17 protein-coding genes are annotated in these 16,346 nt (G+C 59.7%); 16 read left to right on the forward strand and 1 reads right to left on the reverse strand.

The genetic code is table 11. The annotated features are described in order from the left end of the window. Positions 1–31 precede the first annotated feature (31 nt). A complete protein-coding gene (gene dnaA / locus CDO35_RS12515) occupies positions 32–1,522 on the reverse strand; it encodes a chromosomal replication initiator protein DnaA (protein ID WP_099525051.1) in 1,491 nt (496 codons plus the stop codon). Positions 1,523–2,041: 519 nt separating this feature from the next. Here dnaA and rpmH point away from each other — a divergent pair. The 16 genes from rpmH to atpG all read left to right on the forward strand — a co-directional run bounded on the left by rpmH (position 2,042) and on the right by atpG (position 16,344). After that, the gene (gene rpmH / locus CDO35_RS12520; RefSeq protein WP_002551315.1) at positions 2,042–2,176 is read left to right on the forward strand and encodes a 50S ribosomal protein L34; all 135 of its coding nucleotides are present in this window, start codon (positions 2,042–2,044) and stop codon (positions 2,174–2,176) included. A 13-nt stretch (positions 2,177–2,189) separates the two neighbouring features. Then, positions 2,190–2,594: a ribonuclease P protein component gene (gene rnpA / locus CDO35_RS12525; RefSeq protein ID WP_166432402.1), complete on the forward strand. Its 405-nt coding sequence runs from the start codon at positions 2,190–2,192 to the stop codon at positions 2,592–2,594. After that, the gene (gene yidD / locus CDO35_RS12530) at positions 2,587–2,832 is read left to right on the forward strand and encodes a membrane protein insertion efficiency factor YidD (RefSeq protein ID WP_061238809.1); all 246 of its coding nucleotides are present in this window, start codon (positions 2,587–2,589) and stop codon (positions 2,830–2,832) included. Before rnpA ends, yidD begins: the two co-directional genes overlap by 8 nt. Before the next feature lie 2 nt (positions 2,833–2,834). After that, a complete protein-coding gene (gene yidC / locus CDO35_RS12535) occupies positions 2,835–4,580 on the forward strand; it encodes a membrane protein insertase YidC (RefSeq protein ID WP_099525053.1) in 1,746 nt (581 codons plus the stop codon). A 157-nt stretch (positions 4,581–4,737) separates the two neighbouring features. Then, positions 4,738–6,105, forward strand: coding sequence for a tRNA uridine-5-carboxymethylaminomethyl(34) synthesis GTPase MnmE (gene mnmE, locus CDO35_RS12540; protein WP_099525054.1), 1,368 nt, complete (start codon positions 4,738–4,740; stop codon positions 6,103–6,105). A 787-nt stretch (positions 6,106–6,892) separates the two neighbouring features. Then, the gene (gene mnmG, locus CDO35_RS12545; protein ID WP_099525055.1) at positions 6,893–8,785 is read left to right on the forward strand and encodes a tRNA uridine-5-carboxymethylaminomethyl(34) synthesis enzyme MnmG; all 1,893 of its coding nucleotides are present in this window, start codon (positions 6,893–6,895) and stop codon (positions 8,783–8,785) included. Next, positions 8,782–9,429: a 16S rRNA (guanine(527)-N(7))-methyltransferase RsmG gene (gene rsmG / locus CDO35_RS12550; protein ID WP_166432406.1), complete on the forward strand. Its 648-nt coding sequence runs from the start codon at positions 8,782–8,784 to the stop codon at positions 9,427–9,429. The genes mnmG and rsmG overlap by 4 nt, the downstream gene beginning before the upstream one ends. An 11-nt stretch (positions 9,430–9,440) precedes the next feature. Next, a complete protein-coding gene (locus CDO35_RS12555) occupies positions 9,441–10,229 on the forward strand; it encodes a ParA family protein (protein WP_017676269.1) in 789 nt (262 codons plus the stop codon). 11 nt (positions 10,230–10,240) lie between these two features. Beyond that, positions 10,241–11,110, forward strand: a complete 870-nt coding sequence (locus tag CDO35_RS12560; protein ID WP_099525057.1) for a ParB/RepB/Spo0J family partition protein — start codon at positions 10,241–10,243, stop codon at positions 11,108–11,110. A 130-nt stretch (positions 11,111–11,240) separates the two neighbouring features. Beyond that, positions 11,241–11,630, forward strand: coding sequence for a F0F1 ATP synthase subunit I (locus CDO35_RS12565; protein WP_099525058.1), 390 nt, complete (start codon positions 11,241–11,243; stop codon positions 11,628–11,630). A gap of 24 nt (positions 11,631–11,654) precedes the next feature. Then, positions 11,655–12,473: a F0F1 ATP synthase subunit A gene (gene atpB / locus CDO35_RS12570; RefSeq protein WP_099525059.1), complete on the forward strand. Its 819-nt coding sequence runs from the start codon at positions 11,655–11,657 to the stop codon at positions 12,471–12,473. Positions 12,474–12,539: 66 nt separating this feature from the next. Then, entirely contained in the window at positions 12,540–12,767 is a 228-nt protein-coding gene (gene atpE / locus CDO35_RS12575) for a F0F1 ATP synthase subunit C (protein WP_003241387.1), read from the forward strand. Positions 12,768–12,852: 85 nt separating this feature from the next. Then, positions 12,853–13,323: a F0F1 ATP synthase subunit B gene (locus CDO35_RS12580; RefSeq protein ID WP_099525060.1), complete on the forward strand. Its 471-nt coding sequence runs from the start codon at positions 12,853–12,855 to the stop codon at positions 13,321–13,323. A gap of 12 nt (positions 13,324–13,335) precedes the next feature. Then, positions 13,336–13,872 (forward strand): F0F1 ATP synthase subunit delta, encoded by a 537-nt coding sequence (locus CDO35_RS12585; protein ID WP_099525061.1) that lies wholly within the window; start codon positions 13,336–13,338, stop codon positions 13,870–13,872. A 15-nt stretch (positions 13,873–13,887) separates the two neighbouring features. Then, positions 13,888–15,432 (forward strand): F0F1 ATP synthase subunit alpha, encoded by a 1,545-nt coding sequence (gene atpA / locus CDO35_RS12590; RefSeq protein WP_072425163.1) that lies wholly within the window; start codon positions 13,888–13,890, stop codon positions 15,430–15,432. Between the two features lie 48 nt (positions 15,433–15,480). Further along, a complete protein-coding gene (gene atpG, locus CDO35_RS12595; protein ID WP_099525062.1) occupies positions 15,481–16,344 on the forward strand; it encodes a F0F1 ATP synthase subunit gamma in 864 nt (287 codons plus the stop codon). Positions 16,345–16,346 lie beyond the last annotated feature (2 nt).

Below are 16,346 nucleotides of genomic sequence, written 5' to 3' on the forward strand. Positions count from 1 at the left end.
TCCCTTGCCTCGTGGAGCTGCATTGATTTGATCAGGTAGTCAGGGTACGCAGCAGGTTCTTATAGTCCTCGCGGATGTCCGCGTCGGATCCCCTAAGTTCAGCAATCTTACGACATGCGTGCAACACCGTGGTGTGATCACGACCGCCGAAGGCCACACCGATTTCCGGCAGGCTGTGATTGGTCAGTTCCTTCGACAATGCCATGGCCACCTGACGTGGCCGGGCGATCGAACGTGAACGGCGCTTGGATAGCAGATCGGTGATCTTGATCTTGTAGTACTCAGCGGTGGTGCGCTGAATATTGTCGATGCTGACCAGCTTGTCCTGCAGGGCCAGCAGATCCTTGAGCGACTCACGAATCAACTCGATGGTGATATCACGGCCCATGAAGTGCGAATGGGCGATCACCCGCTTCAACGCGCCTTCCAGTTCACGAACGTTGGAGCGAATGCGCTGAGCGATGAAGAACGCAGCATCGTGCGGCAGATCGACCTTGGCCTGGTCGGCCTTCTTCATCAGGATCGCCACGCGGGTTTCCAGTTCTGGCGGCTCGACTGCCACGGTCAGCCCCCAGCCGAAGCGGGATTTCAGGCGTTCTTCAAGGCCTTCGATTTCTTTCGGGTAGCGGTCGCTGGTGAGAATCACCTGCTGACCCCCTTCAAGCAGCGCGTTGAAGGTGTGGAAGAACTCCTCCTGGGAGCGCTCCTTCTTGGCGAAGAACTGGATGTCATCGATCAGCAACGCATCCACCGAACGGTAGAAACGTTTGAATTCGTTGATGGCATTGAGCTGCAACGCCTTGACCATGTCAGCGACGAAGCGCTCGGAGTGCAGGTAGACCACCTTGGCGTTGGGGTTCTTCGCCAGCAGGTGATTACCCACAGCATGCATCAGGTGAGTCTTGCCCAAGCCGACGCCGCCATACAGGAACAGCGGGTTGTAACCATGCTTTGGGTTGTCCGCCACCTGCCAGGCAGCAGCGCGCGCCAACTGGTTGGACTTGCCCTCGACGAAGTTATCGAAGGTAAAGGTGCGATTGAGGTAGCTGGTGTGCTTGAGGCCACCTTCGACCTGTATGGTACGTTCGGTGCGTGGCGCCACGGCGGGAGTCGGCGGTTGCGGCGCGGAGCCCCCCATGGAGTCGAAGCTGGCACGCGACGGCTCTTGCTGTGCAGGCGGCGGAACCGGCTTGCTGACGGCTGCGGCGGCCTGAACCTGAGCAGCACGTGCGGCAGCAGGCAAAGGGGCCGTTGGCGCGACGCGGGCAGTCGCTGCACGCTTGCTGCCTATTAATAAGGAAAGCGCAGGGACCAGACCGCCGGCGCGCTCACCCAGAAGCTCGAGCAAACGGCTCAGGTACTTCTCGTTGACCCAATCGAGTACGAAACGATTCGGCGCATATACACGCAGCTCGTCGCCTTCGGCTTCGACCTGCAGAGGACGTATCCAGGTGTTGAATTGCTGGGCCGGCAACTCGTCGCGCAAAAGCTCGACGCATTGCTGCCATAGTTCCACTGACACTGACTATCCCCTATCCAGGCGGCGATGCAAAAACAGCCGCCATTGTAACGGCCAACGACCGAGTTATCCACACAGCAGGGATTAGATGGCCAAGTAAAATCAAAGCCTTACTTACATTCATCAGACTTATCAGCAGCCCATGAGCCTTGTGGATAAGCACCCTATAACCTTCTGTAAAACCCTGGGGACAAACGGGCGGATAACTGCATTGTGGGTAACCCTGCTTTCTATCCTCAGGCTGTATGCAGGACACGCACAGACCAACCACGCCTTTTGGACAGACTTATCATCGCCGCATGAGCAGCCGGCAAGGGGCTGCCAGCGGGTTTTCCACAGGTATGGGCAGCACCATTCAACATAAACATAGAAAAAGAGCTTTAAACCCTTTTCCTTCTTTCTATTTCTATCTAGCGAATAAGGTTGGTTGGAAATTGACCTACCGCGCGGCTTTCTCTAGAATTGCCGGTCTCTTAAAACCGGGGTCATACCGACCCTAGTCGATCACCCAGGTAACGCACCATGAAACGCACTTTCCAACCCAGCACCATCAAGCGCGCTCGCACCCACGGTTTCCGTGCCCGCATGGCCACCAAGAACGGCCGTGCCGTCCTGTCGCGTCGTCGCGCCAAGGGCCGCAAGCGTCTTGCTGTCTAATTAATCCAGACAGGTGGTGAGTCGAGGCTTCGGCCGGGAAAAGCGACTGCTGACTCCCCGGCAATTCAAGGCAGTCTTCGACTCCCCAAGCGGTAAAGCTCCGGGCAAAAGTGTCCTGTTGCTAGCGCGCGATAACCAGCTTGATCATCCCCGCCTAGGTCTGGTGATCGGCAAGAAGAGCGTCAAGCTCGCCGTCGAGCGCAACCGCATCAAGCGTCAAATCCGCGAGTCCTTTCGCCTCAATCAGGTCAACCTGACAGGCTGGGACATCGTGGTGGTCGCCCGCAAAGGGCTAGGTGATCTGGAGAATGGCGAACTTGCCCAGCAGTTCGGCAAACTCTGGAAACGCTTGGCCCGAAGCCGGCCCAGTCGCGACGCAGACTTATCCCCCGGGACAAGCGACAATCCCCATGCGTAAAGCGGCTCTAGCCTGTATCCAGGTTTATCGCTACGCCATCAGCCCGCTGATGGCCAGTCATTGTCGTTTCTACCCCAGCTGCTCCTGCTATGCCTACGAAGCCATCGAACAACATGGCTTCCTGCGTGGTGGCTGGCTGACGGCGCGCCGTCTCGGTCGCTGTCACCCATGGAATGCCGGCGGTTTCGATCCGGTTCCACCCGTTAAAACATCCCGTTCCCCTTCGATGGCCGAATAATCATGGATATCCAACGTTCGATCCTGATCGTCGCCCTGGCAGTCGTGTCCTACCTCATGGTCCTGCAATGGAACGAGGACTATGGCCAGGCTGCTATGCCAGCCGAGGTTAGTACCTCGACCGCGGCGACGCCTGCCCTGCCCGACACACCTGCTGTAACCGCCAACACCGGCGGCGACGACATTCCAACTGCCGTGGCCGAACCGACTGCAGCTGCTGTCGCGCCTACTGCCGCTACCAGCGACGAGCTGATTCGCGTCAAGACCGATGTCCTGGACCTGGCCATCGACCCGCGTGGTGGTGATGTCGTGCAACTGCGTTTGCCGCAGTATCCGCGCCGTCAGGACCGCCCGGACGTTCCGTTCCAGCTATTCGACAACGGCAACGAGCGCACCTATCTCGCGCAGAGCGGCCTGATCGGCCAGAACGCTCCGGACAAATCCAGCGGTCGTTCCCTGTGGAGCAGCGAGAAGCAGAACTACGAGCTGGCCGAAGGCCAGGACAGCCTGGTGGTCGACCTCACGTTCAGCGAGAACGGCGTCAACTACATCAAGCGCTACAGCTTCAAGCGTGGTCTCAACCCGCAATGCTCCGCGCGTGAGCAGGAACTGAAGAAGCCTGGCTGCATCGATCCGTCCGCCTATCAGGTCGACGTGCGTTACCTGATCGACAACCAGAGCGAGCAAGCCTGGAGCGGCAACCTGTTTGCCCAGCTCAAGCGCGACAACAGCGGCGACCCGTCCTCGACCACCGCTACCGGCACCGCGACCTACCTTGGCGCCGCTCTGTGGACCACCGACGAGCCGTACAAAAAGGTGTCGATGAAGGACATCGACAAGCAGTTCTTCAAGGAAACCGTACAGGGTGGCTGGGTTGCCTGGCTGCAGCATTACTTCGTCACCGCCTGGGTACCGAACAAGGACAGCACCAACCTGATTCAGACCCGCAAGGACAGCCAGGGTAACTACATCGTCGGCTTCACCGGCCCGTCCGTGCAGGTTGCTGCCGGCGCCCAAGGCGAGACTGGTGCGATCCTCTACGCTGGTCCCAAGCTGCAGGAACACCTCGGCACCCTGTCGCCAGGCCTGGAGCTGACCGTCGACTACGGCTTCCTGTGGTTCCTCGCCCAGCCGATCTTCTGGCTGCTGGAAGTGATCCACGGCGTACTCGGTAACTGGGGCTGGTCGATCATCGTCCTGACCATCATCATCAAGCTGATCTTCTTCCCGCTGTCTGCTGCCAGCTACCGCTCGATGGCGCGCATGCGTGCCGTATCGCCGAAACTGCAGGCGTTGAAAGAGCAGCACGGTGACGATCGCCAGAAGATGTCCCAGGCGATGATGGAGCTGTACAAGAAAGAGAAGATCAACCCGCTGGGCGGCTGTCTGCCGATCCTGGTGCAGATGCCGGTATTCCTCGCCCTGTACTGGGTACTGCTGGAATCGGTCGAAATGCGTCAGGCCCCGTGGATGTTCTGGATCACCGACCTGTCGATCAAGGATCCGTTCTTCATCCTGCCGATCATCATGGGCGCAACCATGTTCATCCAGCAGCAGCTCAACCCAACGCCGCCGGACCCCATGCAGGCCCGCGTGCTGAAGCTGATGCCGATCATCTTCACCTTCTTCTTCCTGTGGTTCCCGGCTGGTCTGGTGCTGTACTGGGTGGTCAACAACTGCCTGTCCATCGCCCAGCAGTGGTACATTACCCGCCGGATCGAAGCAGCAACGAAAGCGGCCAACGCCTGATTCGCCAAGGCTTCCAAGCATCAAGCAAACGCCCCATGATTGGGGCGTTTTGCTATCCGAGCATTTATCGTAGGAGCGAGCTCTGCTCGCGAATCGCTGTTATCCACAGCTCTTCTTCAGCGTTCCTACTAGCCCCATAGACATCGAGTAAATCGCCATGAACCATGCCCGAGACACCATCGCTGCCGTCGCTACCGCCCAGGGTCGTGGTGGCGTAGGCATCGTGCGGGTATCCGGTCCACTGGCCGGTCAACTGGCTCAGGCCATCTGCCGTCGCGAGTTGAAGCCGCGCTTCGCTCATCACGGTCCGTTCTATGGCGAGAGCGAGCTGGCGCTGGATGAAGGTCTGGCCATCTATTTTCCCGGCCCCAACTCCTTCACTGGTGAAGACGTACTGGAGCTTCAGGGCCACGGCGGACCGGTGGTGCTCGATCTACTGCTGCGCCGCTGCATGGCATTGGGGGCGCGCCTGGCGCGTCCTGGTGAGTTCAGCGAACGCGCCTTCCTCAATGACAAGCTCGACCTGGCACAGGCCGAAGCCATTGCCGACCTGATCGAGGCCAGCTCCGAGCAGGCCGCTCGCAATGCGCTGCGTTCGCTGCAGGGCGAGTTCTCCAAGCGTGTGCATGCACTGACCGAATCGCTGATCCAGCTGCGCATCTACGTCGAAGCCGCCATCGACTTCCCCGAGGAGGAGATCGACTTTCTCGCCGATGGCCATGTACTGAACCAGCTCGATGGCGTGCGCGCCGACTTATCCACAGTGCTGCGCGAAGCGGGCCAGGGTGCTTTGCTGCGTGACGGCATGACCGTGGTCATCGCCGGCCGGCCCAATGCCGGCAAGTCCAGCCTGCTCAATGCCCTGGCTGGGCGTGAAGCCGCCATCGTCACCGATATCGCCGGCACCACACGCGACGTGTTGCGCGAACATATCCACATCGACGGCATGCCCCTGCACGTGGTCGACACCGCCGGCCTGCGTGATACCGAGGATCAGGTCGAGCGCATCGGTGTAGAGCGTGCACTCAAGGCCATAGGTGAAGCTGACCGTGTGTTGCTGGTTGTGGACTCCACTGCACCGGAGGCGGACGATCCCTTCGCCCTGTGGCCAGAGTTTCTGGAGCAGCGCCCGGATCCGGCACGGGTCACCCTGATCCGCAACAAGGCCGACCTTTCCGGCGAAGCGGTAGCGCTGGAAACCAGCGCCGATGGCCACGTCACGCTGAGCCTGTCCGCCAAATCCGCCGAAGGCCTCGAACTGCTGCGCGAGCACCTGAAAGCCTGTATGGGTTATCAACAGACTGCAGAAAGCGGCTTCAGCGCTCGCCGCCGCCATCTCGAAGCTCTGCACCAGGCCGAGCAATACCTCGAACATGGCCGCAACCAGCTCACCCTGATGGGCGCCGGCGAGCTGCTGGCCGAGGACCTGCGCATGGCGCAACAGGCCCTCGGTGAGATCACCGGTGCCTTCAGTAGCGACGACCTGCTGGGACGGATCTTCTCCAGCTTCTGCATCGGCAAGTGATCCACTCACTGAGTCCACACGCTGCGTTCCTGTAGTCCGGCATCGCAACGATGCCGGTCGCGCCCTGTGCTTATCCACAGCGCGTTACCTTATAGCCACGAATACACGCGCGATGGCTCCCAGCGGTTCCCACGCAAGGGCACGGTGCTACTTGGTCCCGGATTGCATCCGGGCTACGAACTTGCACAGATGGCAGTGGGAGGCGCTTTAGCGGCGAGCTCTTTTCGCATACGGCGAAACCCTCAAACTGTTCCAGGCCCGCATCGCGGCTGAAGCCGCTTCTACAGCAACGCTGCACTGACCCAGGCGAGCGCTATTTTCCGCATTCTTTGAGTTATTCAGGACGAAATAAACCCTGTGGAAAACCGCCCATAAACCCTGCCCATAACCCTATGACAAAGCTGGGCGTAACCACCCCTGTGGGTAACTGGCGCTTCCATCCACAAAGGTTCAGCAGCTTTCTCAGTGGAATCCAGCAGGAACGACACAGGCTTATCATTCTCTGTACATCACGGATATCCTGGCCTGTAGAAGGTTATCCACAGAAAAGCCTTGCTCTATACATAAACATAAAGAACAAGCTTTATAAGAATTCTCTCTTTCTATTCTTTATAAGCCTCAGCGCGTTTTTCACAGGGCAAGGGTGATCGGGTAATGGAAATCGTGCGAGCGACCATGGCCAACCAGTTGGCTATTTTTTGTGCAGAAGGCTTCATTCAGCAGGCTTAAGTCCCTATACTTGCCGCCTTTCTTTCAGACCCCTTTCTCAACAGGCACGAGGTGCGTGGTGGATTTCCCTTCCCGTTTTGACGTGATCGTGATCGGCGGCGGTCATGCCGGTACCGAAGCAGCCTTGGCTGCAGCACGCATGGGCGTGAAGACCCTGCTGCTCACCCACAATGTCGAGACCCTCGGCCAGATGAGCTGCAACCCGGCTATCGGCGGGATCGGCAAGAGTCACCTGGTCAAGGAAATCGATGCCCTCGGCGGGGCCATGGCCACCGCTACCGACAAGGGCGGCATCCAGTTCCGTATTCTCAACAGCCGCAAAGGCCCAGCCGTTCGTGCCACACGCGCGCAGGCAGACCGCGTGCTGTACAAGGCAGCGGTGCGCGAGATTCTGGAAAACCAGGCCAACCTGTGGATTTTTCAACAGGCAGCCGATGATCTGATTGTGGAAAACGCCGAGGTAAAAGGCGTTGTCACCCAGATGGGGCTCAGGTTTCATGCGGACTCCGTGGTGTTGACCACAGGCACATTCCTCGGTGGACTTATCCACATAGGCCTGCAGAACTACTCCGGTGGCCGTGCTGGAGATCCGCCCTCCATCGCCCTAGCCCACCGTCTGCGCGAGCTGCCGCTGCGCGTCGGCCGCCTGAAAACCGGTACACCCCCGCGCATCGATGGTCGTTCGGTGGATTTTTCGGTCATGACTGAACAGCCGGGCGATACACCCACGCCGCTGATGTCTTTCCTTGGTAAGCGTGAGCACCAGCCCAAGCAGATCAGTTGCTGGATCACCCATACCAACGCCCGTACCCACGAGATCATTGCCGCCAACCTCGACCGTTCGCCGATGTACTCCGGTGTAATCGAAGGTGTTGGCCCGCGCTACTGCCCGTCGATCGAGGACAAGATCCACCGCTTCGCCGACAAGGACAGCCACCAGGTGTTCATCGAGCCGGAAGGCCTGACCACCCACGAGCTGTATCCCAACGGCATCTCCACCTCGCTACCGTTCGACGTGCAGTTGGAGATCGTGCGCAGCATCCGTGGCATGGAAAACGCCCACATCGTGCGCCCCGGCTACGCCATCGAATACGACTACTTCGATCCGCGCGACCTGAAGTACAGCCTGGAAACCAAGGTCATCGGCGGGCTTTTCTTCGCCGGGCAGATCAACGGCACCACCGGCTACGAAGAGGCCGGTGCGCAGGGCCTGCTGGCGGGCTGCAACGCCGCACTGCGTGCGCAAGGCAAAGAGGCCTGGTGCCCACGTCGGGATGAGGCTTACATCGGCGTACTGGTCGACGACCTGATCACCCTGGGCACCCAGGAGCCGTACCGCATGTTCACCTCGCGTGCCGAGTACCGGCTGATCCTGCGTGAGGACAATGCCGACCTGCGTCTGACCGAGAAGGGCCGCGAGCTGGGCCTGATCGATGACGAGCGCTGGGCAGCCTTCGAGGCCAAGCGTGAAGGTATCGTGCAGGAAGAGCAGCGCCTGAAAAGCACTTGGGTGCGCCCGGGCACGCCGCAGGGTGATGCGATTGCCGCGCGCTTCGGTACGCTGCTGGCCCACGAATACAACCTGCTCAACCTGCTGGCTCGCCCGGAAATCGACTACGCCACCCTGGTCGAACTGACCGACGCGCCGGTTGTGGATAACCAGGTGGCTGAGCAGGTCGAGATCAAGACCAAGTACGCCGGTTACATCGACCGTCAGCAGGACGAGATCGCCAAGCTGCGCGCCAGTGAAGACACCAAGCTGCCGGAAGATCTGGACTACAGCACCATTTCCGGGCTGTCCAAGGAGATCCAGTTCAAGCTCGGCAACACGCGTCCGGCCACGCTCGGCCAGGCAGGTCGTATCCCCGGCGTTACGCCGGCGGCGATTTCCCTGCTGCTGATTCACCTGAAGAAGCGCAGCGCCGGACAGAAGCTGGAGCAGAGCGCCTGATGTCGGTCACTCAGCGTCATGCCGAAGAATTGATCCAGGGCGCCCGCGAACTGGGCATCGAGCTCAGCGCGTTGCAGCAGGAACAACTGCTCGCCTACCTGGGCCTGCTGATCAAATGGAACAAGGCCTACAACCTCACCGCGGTGCGCGATCCCGACGAGATGGTCTCGCGCCATCTGCTCGACAGCCTGTCGGTAGTCCCGTTCGTGGCCGAACTTGGAGATAACTGGCTCGACGTCGGCAGCGGAGGCGGCATGCCCGGTGTTCCGCTGGCGATCATGTTCCCCGAGCGCCGCTTCACCCTGCTCGACTCCAACGGTAAGAAGACCCGGTTTCTGGTCCAGGTGAAGCTGGAGCTGAAACTCGCCAACCTCGAGGTTGTCCACAGCCGGGTCGAAGCTTATCGGCCTGAGCAGCCGTTCGATGGCATCAGCTCGCGCGCTTTCAGCAGCCTGGAAGACTTCAGTAACTGGACGCGCCACCTCGGCAGCGTCGACACCCAGTGGCTGGCGATGAAGGGCGTACACCCGGATGACGAATTGCAGGCCCTGCCGACCGACTTCCGTCTCAGTGCCACGCATGTGTTGCGGGTTCCCGGTTGCCAAGGCCAGCGCCATCTGTTGATACTGCGTCGCTCGGTCTAAGGGGAAAGAAGATGGCCAAGGTATTCGCGATCGCCAATCAGAAAGGCGGCGTGGGCAAAACCACAACGTGCATCAACCTGGCTGCTTCTCTGGTGGCGACCAAGCGCCGCGTGCTGTTGATCGACCTCGACCCCCAGGGCAACGCGACCATGGGCAGTGGCGTCGACAAGCACGGCCTCGAGCATTCGATCTACGACGTGCTGATCGGCGAATGCGACCTGAGCCAGGCCATGCAGTTCTCCGAGCACGGCGGCTACCAGCTACTGCCGGCCAACCGCGACCTGACCGCCGCGGAAGTTGCCCTGCTGGAAATGAAGATGAAGGAAAGCCGCCTGCGTTATGCCTTGGCGCCGATCCGCGAGAATTACGACTACATCCTCATCGACTGCCCGCCATCGCTGAACATGCTGACCATCAACGCCCTGGTCGCCGCCGACGGCGTGATCATCCCCATGCAGTGCGAGTATTACGCGCTTGAGGGGCTGAGCGACCTGGTCAACAGCATCCAGCGCATCGCCCAATTGCTCAATCCCAAGCTGCAGATCGAAGGTCTGCTGCGCACCATGTACGACCCGCGCATCAGCCTGACCAATGACGTCACCGCCCAGCTCAAGCAACACTTTGGCGACAAGCTGTACGACGCCGTGATCCCGCGCAACGTGCGCCTGGCCGAGGCGCCGAGCTTCGGTATGCCGGCGCTGGTCTACGACAAACAATCCCGTGGAGCCATCGCCTACCTGGCCTTGGCTGGCGAGCTGGTGCGCCGTCAGCGCGCCGCCGCGAAAACCGCTACCGCTTAAGGAACATCCGCATGGCTGCGAAGAAACGAGGTCTGGGTCGAGGTCTGGACGCACTGCTCGGCGGCAACACCGTCAATGCATTGCAGGAAGAGGCCGCCCAGGTCGACACGCGTGAGCTGCAATACGTGCCGCTGGAGCTGATCCAGCGCGGCAAGTACCAGCCGCGTCGTGACATGGACCAGACCGCGCTGGAAGAACTCGCCGCCTCCATCCGCGCCCAAGGCGTGATGCAGCCCATCGTTCTGCGCCCCATCGGTGGTGGACGTTTCGAGATCGTCGCCGGTGAACGGCGCTGGCGTGCTAGCCAGTTGGCTGGCCAGGACAGGATCCCGGCCATGGTCCGTGAGTTGCCGGATGAAGCCGCCATCGCCATGGCGCTGATCGAGAACATTCAGCGCGAAGACCTCAACCCGATCGAGGAAGCCGTGGCCCTGCAGCGCCTGCAGCAGGAATTCGAGCTGACCCAGCAGCAGGTCGCCGATGCCGTCGGCAAGTCGCGCGTGACCATCACCAACCTGCTGCGCCTGATCGCCCTGCCGGACGAGATCAAGACCCTGCTTTCCCACGGCGATCTGGAAATGGGTCATGCCCGTGCACTGCTCGGTTTACCCCTCGAACAGCAGGTTGAAGCCGCGCGACATGTTGTCGCACGTGGCCTGACCGTTCGTCAGACCGAGGCCCTGGTGCGCCAATGGTTGAGTGCCAAACCGGCCCCGGCCAAAGCCAAGGCCGACCCGGACATCAGTCGCCTGGAACAGAAGCTCGCAGAGCGTCTGGGCTCGCCAGTGCAGATCAAGCACGGTAGCAAGGGCAAAGGACAGCTGGTGATCCGCTACAGCTCCCTCGACGAATTGCAGGGTGTACTGGCGCACATTCGTTGAAACAATTCAGTCTGTAGTCCTACTTCGCTCCTACTACAGCACGGTTGATCGGGCGCAGGCTGGCCCATATACTCCCCGCGCAATTTTGTCGGCTATGGGCCGAGTTTCGGCACCTTGCAGGGAGAGGTCGATGGGCATCCCCAGTAAGGTCCCGTTTCATCGTCAGCCAGGTTTTCCGATCCTGATTCTTCAGGCCATCGTGACGGCTGTAATTGCAGTGATTTTTGCCGTCAGTGGTGGATGGGTTGCGGCCTATTCGGCACTGCTGGGCGGGCTGATTGCCCTGCTGGCTAACGCGTATTTTGCATTCAAGGCCTTTCGTTATTTTGGCGCGCGTTCGGCCCGAGCCATCGTCCAGTCGATCTGGGCCGGGGCCATGGGTAAATGGATTATCACGGCAGTGCTGTTTGCACTGGCGTTCGTAGGGGTTGAACCACTTGCATCGATGCAGTTGTTCATCGGTTATCTGCTAGGCCTTCTGGCTGCAGCTTGTGCTCCCCTACTCATGAAAGTTTTCTGAAGCATTGGACCGTTTGAGGCGTTTATGGCTGATACCCCAGCAGAATATATCCAGCATCACCTGCAGAACCTGGTCTACGGCTCTCACCCGGATAAGGGCTGGATCATTGCCCAGACCCCGGAAGAGGTGAAAGCGATGGGCTTCTGGGCTGTCCATGTGGACACTCTGGGCTGGTCCCTGTTCATGGGCCTGATTTTCATCACCCTGTTCCGCATTGCCGCCAAGCGCGCCGTTACCGGCGTACCGACCGGCCTGCAGAACGTGGCCGAGATGTGCATCGAGTTCGTCCAGGGCATCGTCAAGGACACCTTCCACGGCAAGAACCCACTGGTTGCGCCGCTGGCCCTGACCATCTTCGTCTGGGTGTTCCTGATGAACAGCCTGAAGTGGATCCCGGTCGACTACATTCCTGGCCTGGCGCATGCCATGGGCCTGCCGTACTTCAAGATCGTCCCCACCGCCGACCCTAACGGTACCTTCGGTATCTCCCTGGGCGTGTTCCTGCTGATCATCTTCTACAGCATCAAGGTCAAGGGCATCGGTGGCTTTACCAAGGAACTGTCGTTCACCCCGTTCAATCACTGGGCGCTGATTCCTTTCAACCTGTTCCTGGAAATCATCGGCCTGCTGACCAAGCCGCTGAGCCTGGCCCTACGTCTGTTCGGCAACATGTATGCCGGTGAAGTGGTGTTTATCCTGATCGCGCTGCTGCCCTTCTACGTTCAGTGGGGTCTCAACGTGCCATGGGCTATCTTCCACATCCTGGTCATTCCGCTGCAGGCGTTCATTTTCATGGTGCTGACCGTGGTTTATCTGAGTGCTGCGCACGAAGATCACCACTGATCGACATCGAAAAACCCGAAAACCCCTAACTCGTAACCTTAACCTCTAAAAACTCTGGAGCTAACTATGGAACTCGTCTACATCGCCGCTGCCATCATGATCGGTCTGGGTGCCCTGGGTACCGGTATCGGCTTCGCCCTGCTGGGCGGCAAGCTGCTGGAATCCACCGCTCGCCAGCCTGAGCTGGGCCCGCAGCTGCAAACCAAGACCTTCCTGATGGCCGGTCTGCTCGACGCCGTTCCGATGATCGGTGTTGGTATCGCGATGTACCTGATCTTCGTTGTCGCGGGTTAAGAGTTCCTGAGTCGAGGCAGCATGATGAGTGCTGCCTCTTCAGGCTTTTCTTCCCTGAACACGAGATAGCACGAGGTAAATCGCTGTGAACATTAACCTGACCCTGTTCGGTCAAACGATTGCCTTCGCTATTTTCGTCTGGTTCTGCATGAAGTTCGTATGGCCGCCGCTGACGCTGGCCATGCAGGAACGCCAGAAGAAAATCGCAGAAGGTCTGGATGCTGCCGGGCGCGCTGAGCGCGATCTGCAGTTGGCCCAGGAACGCGCTGCCCAGATGCTTCGTGAAACCAAAGAGCAAGCTGCCGAGATTCTCGACCGGGCGAACAAGACCGCCAACGCAATCGTCGAAGAAGCCAAGGCCCAGGCCCGCTCTGAAGGTGAAAAGCTGATTCTTGGCGCCAAAGCCGAAATCGATCTGGAAGTGAACCGTGCCAAGGATCAACTGCGTGCACAGGTAGCAGCTCTGGCTGTCACCGGCGCTGAGCAGATCCTGCAGTCCTCCGTGGACGGCGCTGCGCACAACGATCTGGTCGCAAAACTGGCCTCTCAACTCTAAGCGAGGCTCGCGATGATCAATACCAACACGCTCGCTCGGCCCTACGCGAAAGCTGCGTTTGAGTTTGCCAGTGCTGCACAGCAGGCCGATGCCTGGCTGAACATGCTGTCGCTGTCCGCTGCTGCGGTTCAAGCGCCGGCCATGGCTCAGCAGTTGGTCAACCCGGCGTTGACCGATGAGCAGAAAGTCAATGTGCTGGCGCAGCTCTGTGCCGGTCACATCGACGCTTCGTTCAGCAACTTCCTGCACTCGCTGGGTAGCAACGACCGACTGTCGCTGCTGCCGGTAGTACTCGAACAATTCGCTGTGCTGAAGGCTGAAGCCGAACGCGCCCTCGATGTCGAAGTCGAGTCGGCGTTCGAGCTCAGTGCTGAGCAATTGCAAACTCTGGCTGCCGCCCTTTCCAAGCGGCTCGATCGCACCGTCCAGCCCACGCCCGTGGTCAATCCCGCCCTGATCGGCGGCGTTGTCATTCGTGCAGGTGACCTGGTCATCGACGGTTCGGTCCGCGGCAAGCTGAACAAGCTGGCCGAAGCGTTGAAATCCTGATTTGAGGGAACTGGCATGCAGCAATTGAATCCTTCCGAAATTAGCGAAATCATCAAGCAGCGCATTGAGTCGCTTGATGTATCCGCTCAAGCCCGTAATGAAGGCACCATCGTCAGCGTCTCCGACGGTATCGTGCGCATCTACGGCCTCGCCGACGTCATGTACGGTGAGATGATCGAATTCCCTGGTGGCGTGTACGGCATGGCCCTGAACCTGGAGCAAGACTCCGTAGGTGCCGTAGTACTGGGTGGTTACCTGACCCTCGCCGAAGGCATGAGCGCCAAGTGCACCGGTCGCATCCTGGAAGTTCCGGTTGGTCCGGAGCTGCTGGGTCGCGTCGTTGACGCACTGGGCAACCCGATCGATGGCAAAGGCCCGATCAACGCCGCCGCTACTGACGCCGTTGAAAAGGTTGCGCCGGGCGTGATCTGGCGTAAGTCGGTCGACCAGCCGGTGCAGACCGGTTACAAGTCGGTCGATGCCATGATCCCGGTAGGCCGTGGCCAGCGTGAGCTGATCATCGGTGACCGTCAGATCGGTAAGACTGCTCTGGCCGTCGACGCCATCATCAACCAGAAAGACAGCGGCATCCGTTGCGTCTACGTCGCCATTGGTCAGAAGCAATCGACCATCGCCAACGTGGTACGCAAGCTGGAAGAAGCTGGCGCTCTGGCCAACACCATCGTGGTTGCAGCTTCGGCTTCCGAATCGGCTGCCCTGCAGTTCCTCGCGCCGTACTCCGGTTGCACCATGGGTGAATACTTCCGCGACCGCGGTGAAGATGCCCTGATCGTGTACGACGACCTGTCCAAGCAGGCCGTTGCCTACCGTCAGATCTCCCTGCTGCTGCGCCGTCCGCCAGGCCGTGAAGCCTACCCAGGCGACGTGTTCTATCTCCACAGCCGTCTGCTGGAGCGTGCTTCGCGCGTTTCCGAAGAGTACGTCGAGAAGTTCACCAATGGCGCCGTGACTGGCAAGACCGGTTCCCTGACCGCTCTGCCGATCATCGAAACCCAGGCGGGTGACGTTTCTGCGTTCGTTCCGACCAACGTGATTTCGATCACCGACGGTCAGATCTTCCTGGAATCGGCCATGTTCAACTCGGGTATCCGTCCGGCCGTCAACGCCGGTATCTCGGTATCCCGTGTCGGTGGCGCGGCTCAGACCAAGATCATCAAGAAGCTCTCCGGTGGTATCCGTACCGCTCTGGCTCAGTACCGTGAACTGGCGGCATTCGCCCAGTTCGCATCTGACCTGGACGAAGCCACCCGCAAGCAGCTCGAGCATGGTCAGCGCGTAACCGAGCTGATGAAGCAGAAGCAGTATGCGCCGATGTCCATTGCCGAAATGTCGGTGTCCCTGTACGCAGCCGAGCGTGGCTTCCTGCAGGACGTCGAAGTCGCCAAGATCATCAGCTTCGAGCAGGCCCTGATCGCCTTCTTCAAGCGTGATCACGCCGACCTGATGGCGAAGATCAACGAGAAGGGTGACTTCAACGACGAAATCGACGCTGGCCTGAAAGCCGGTATCGAGAAGTTCAAGGCCACCCAAACCTGGTAACCGCAGCGGGGGCTTTGGCCCCCGCCTGCTTGAACCAAAAGGTGTGAAATGGCAGGCGCAAAAGAGATTCGCAGCAAGATTGCGAGCATCAAAAGCACGCAAAAGATCACCAGCGCCATGGAAAAAGTGGCGGTCAGCAAAATGCGCAAGGCTCAACAGCGCATGGCTGCCGGTCGTCCCTATGCTGAGCGTATTCGTCAGGTGATTGGTCACCTGGCCAAGGCGAACCCGGAATACCGCCACTCGTTCATGGTGGAGCGTGATGTAAAGCGCGTCGGTTATATCGTGGTGACCTCGGACCGTGGTCTGTGTGGTGGCTTGAACATCAACCTGTTCAAGGCGCTGCTCAGAAGCCTGAAGGAATGGCGCGACCAGAAGGTCGAGGCTGATTTCTGCGTGGTGGGCAGCAAGGGCGCGAGCTTCTTCCGCAGCAACGGGGGCAACGTGGTTGCCGCCATCAGCAAGCTGGGTGAAGAGCCGTCCATCAACGACCTGATCGGTAGCGTCAAGGTTGTGCTGGATGCCTACGCCGAGGGCCGTATCGACCGTCTGTATCTGGTGTCGAACAAGTTCGTCAACACCATGACGCAGAAGCCGGAAGTGCAGCAGCTGCTGCCGCTGGCCGCGAGCGATGCGCAAGGCGTGCAGAAAGGTCTGTGGGACTACGTGTACGAGCCGGACGCCCAGCAATTGCTGGATGCGCTGCTGGTACGCTACGTCGAGTCGCAGGTCTATCAGTCCGTGGTCGAGAACAGCGCGTGCGAACAGGCTGCGCGGATGATCGCGATGAAGAACGCAACCGACAACGCCGGTGATCTCATCAAAGACCTGCAGCTGGTTTACAACAAGGCACGTCAGGCAGCGATCACCCAGGAAATTTCGGAAATCGTCGGCGGCGCTGCCGCGGTTTAAGA

Origin of the sequence: Pseudomonas sediminis (assembly GCF_002741105.1) — a bacterium.
GTDB lineage: Bacteria > Pseudomonadota > Gammaproteobacteria > Pseudomonadales > Pseudomonadaceae > Aquipseudomonas > Aquipseudomonas sediminis.

Coding starts and splice junctions, on each gene's coding strand:
- rpmH (WP_002551315.1), top strand. CDS start 2,042: ATGAAACGCACTTTCCAACCCAGCACCATCAAGCGCGCTCGCACCCAC.
- yidD (WP_061238809.1), top strand. CDS start 2,587: ATGCGTAAAGCGGCTCTAGCCTGTATCCAGGTTTATCGCTACGCCATC.
- yidC (WP_099525053.1), top strand. CDS start 2,835: ATGGATATCCAACGTTCGATCCTGATCGTCGCCCTGGCAGTCGTGTCC.
- mnmE (WP_099525054.1), top strand. CDS start 4,738: ATGAACCATGCCCGAGACACCATCGCTGCCGTCGCTACCGCCCAGGGT.
- CDO35_RS12555 (WP_017676269.1), top strand. CDS start 9,441: ATGGCCAAGGTATTCGCGATCGCCAATCAGAAAGGCGGCGTGGGCAAA.
- CDO35_RS12560 (WP_099525057.1), top strand. CDS start 10,241: ATGGCTGCGAAGAAACGAGGTCTGGGTCGAGGTCTGGACGCACTGCTC.
- CDO35_RS12565 (WP_099525058.1), top strand. CDS start 11,241: ATGGGCATCCCCAGTAAGGTCCCGTTTCATCGTCAGCCAGGTTTTCCG.
- atpB (WP_099525059.1), top strand. CDS start 11,655: ATGGCTGATACCCCAGCAGAATATATCCAGCATCACCTGCAGAACCTG.
- atpE (WP_003241387.1), top strand. CDS start 12,540: ATGGAACTCGTCTACATCGCCGCTGCCATCATGATCGGTCTGGGTGCC.
- CDO35_RS12585 (WP_099525061.1), top strand. CDS start 13,336: ATGATCAATACCAACACGCTCGCTCGGCCCTACGCGAAAGCTGCGTTT.
- atpA (WP_072425163.1), top strand. CDS start 13,888: ATGCAGCAATTGAATCCTTCCGAAATTAGCGAAATCATCAAGCAGCGC.
- atpG (WP_099525062.1), top strand. CDS start 15,481: ATGGCAGGCGCAAAAGAGATTCGCAGCAAGATTGCGAGCATCAAAAGC.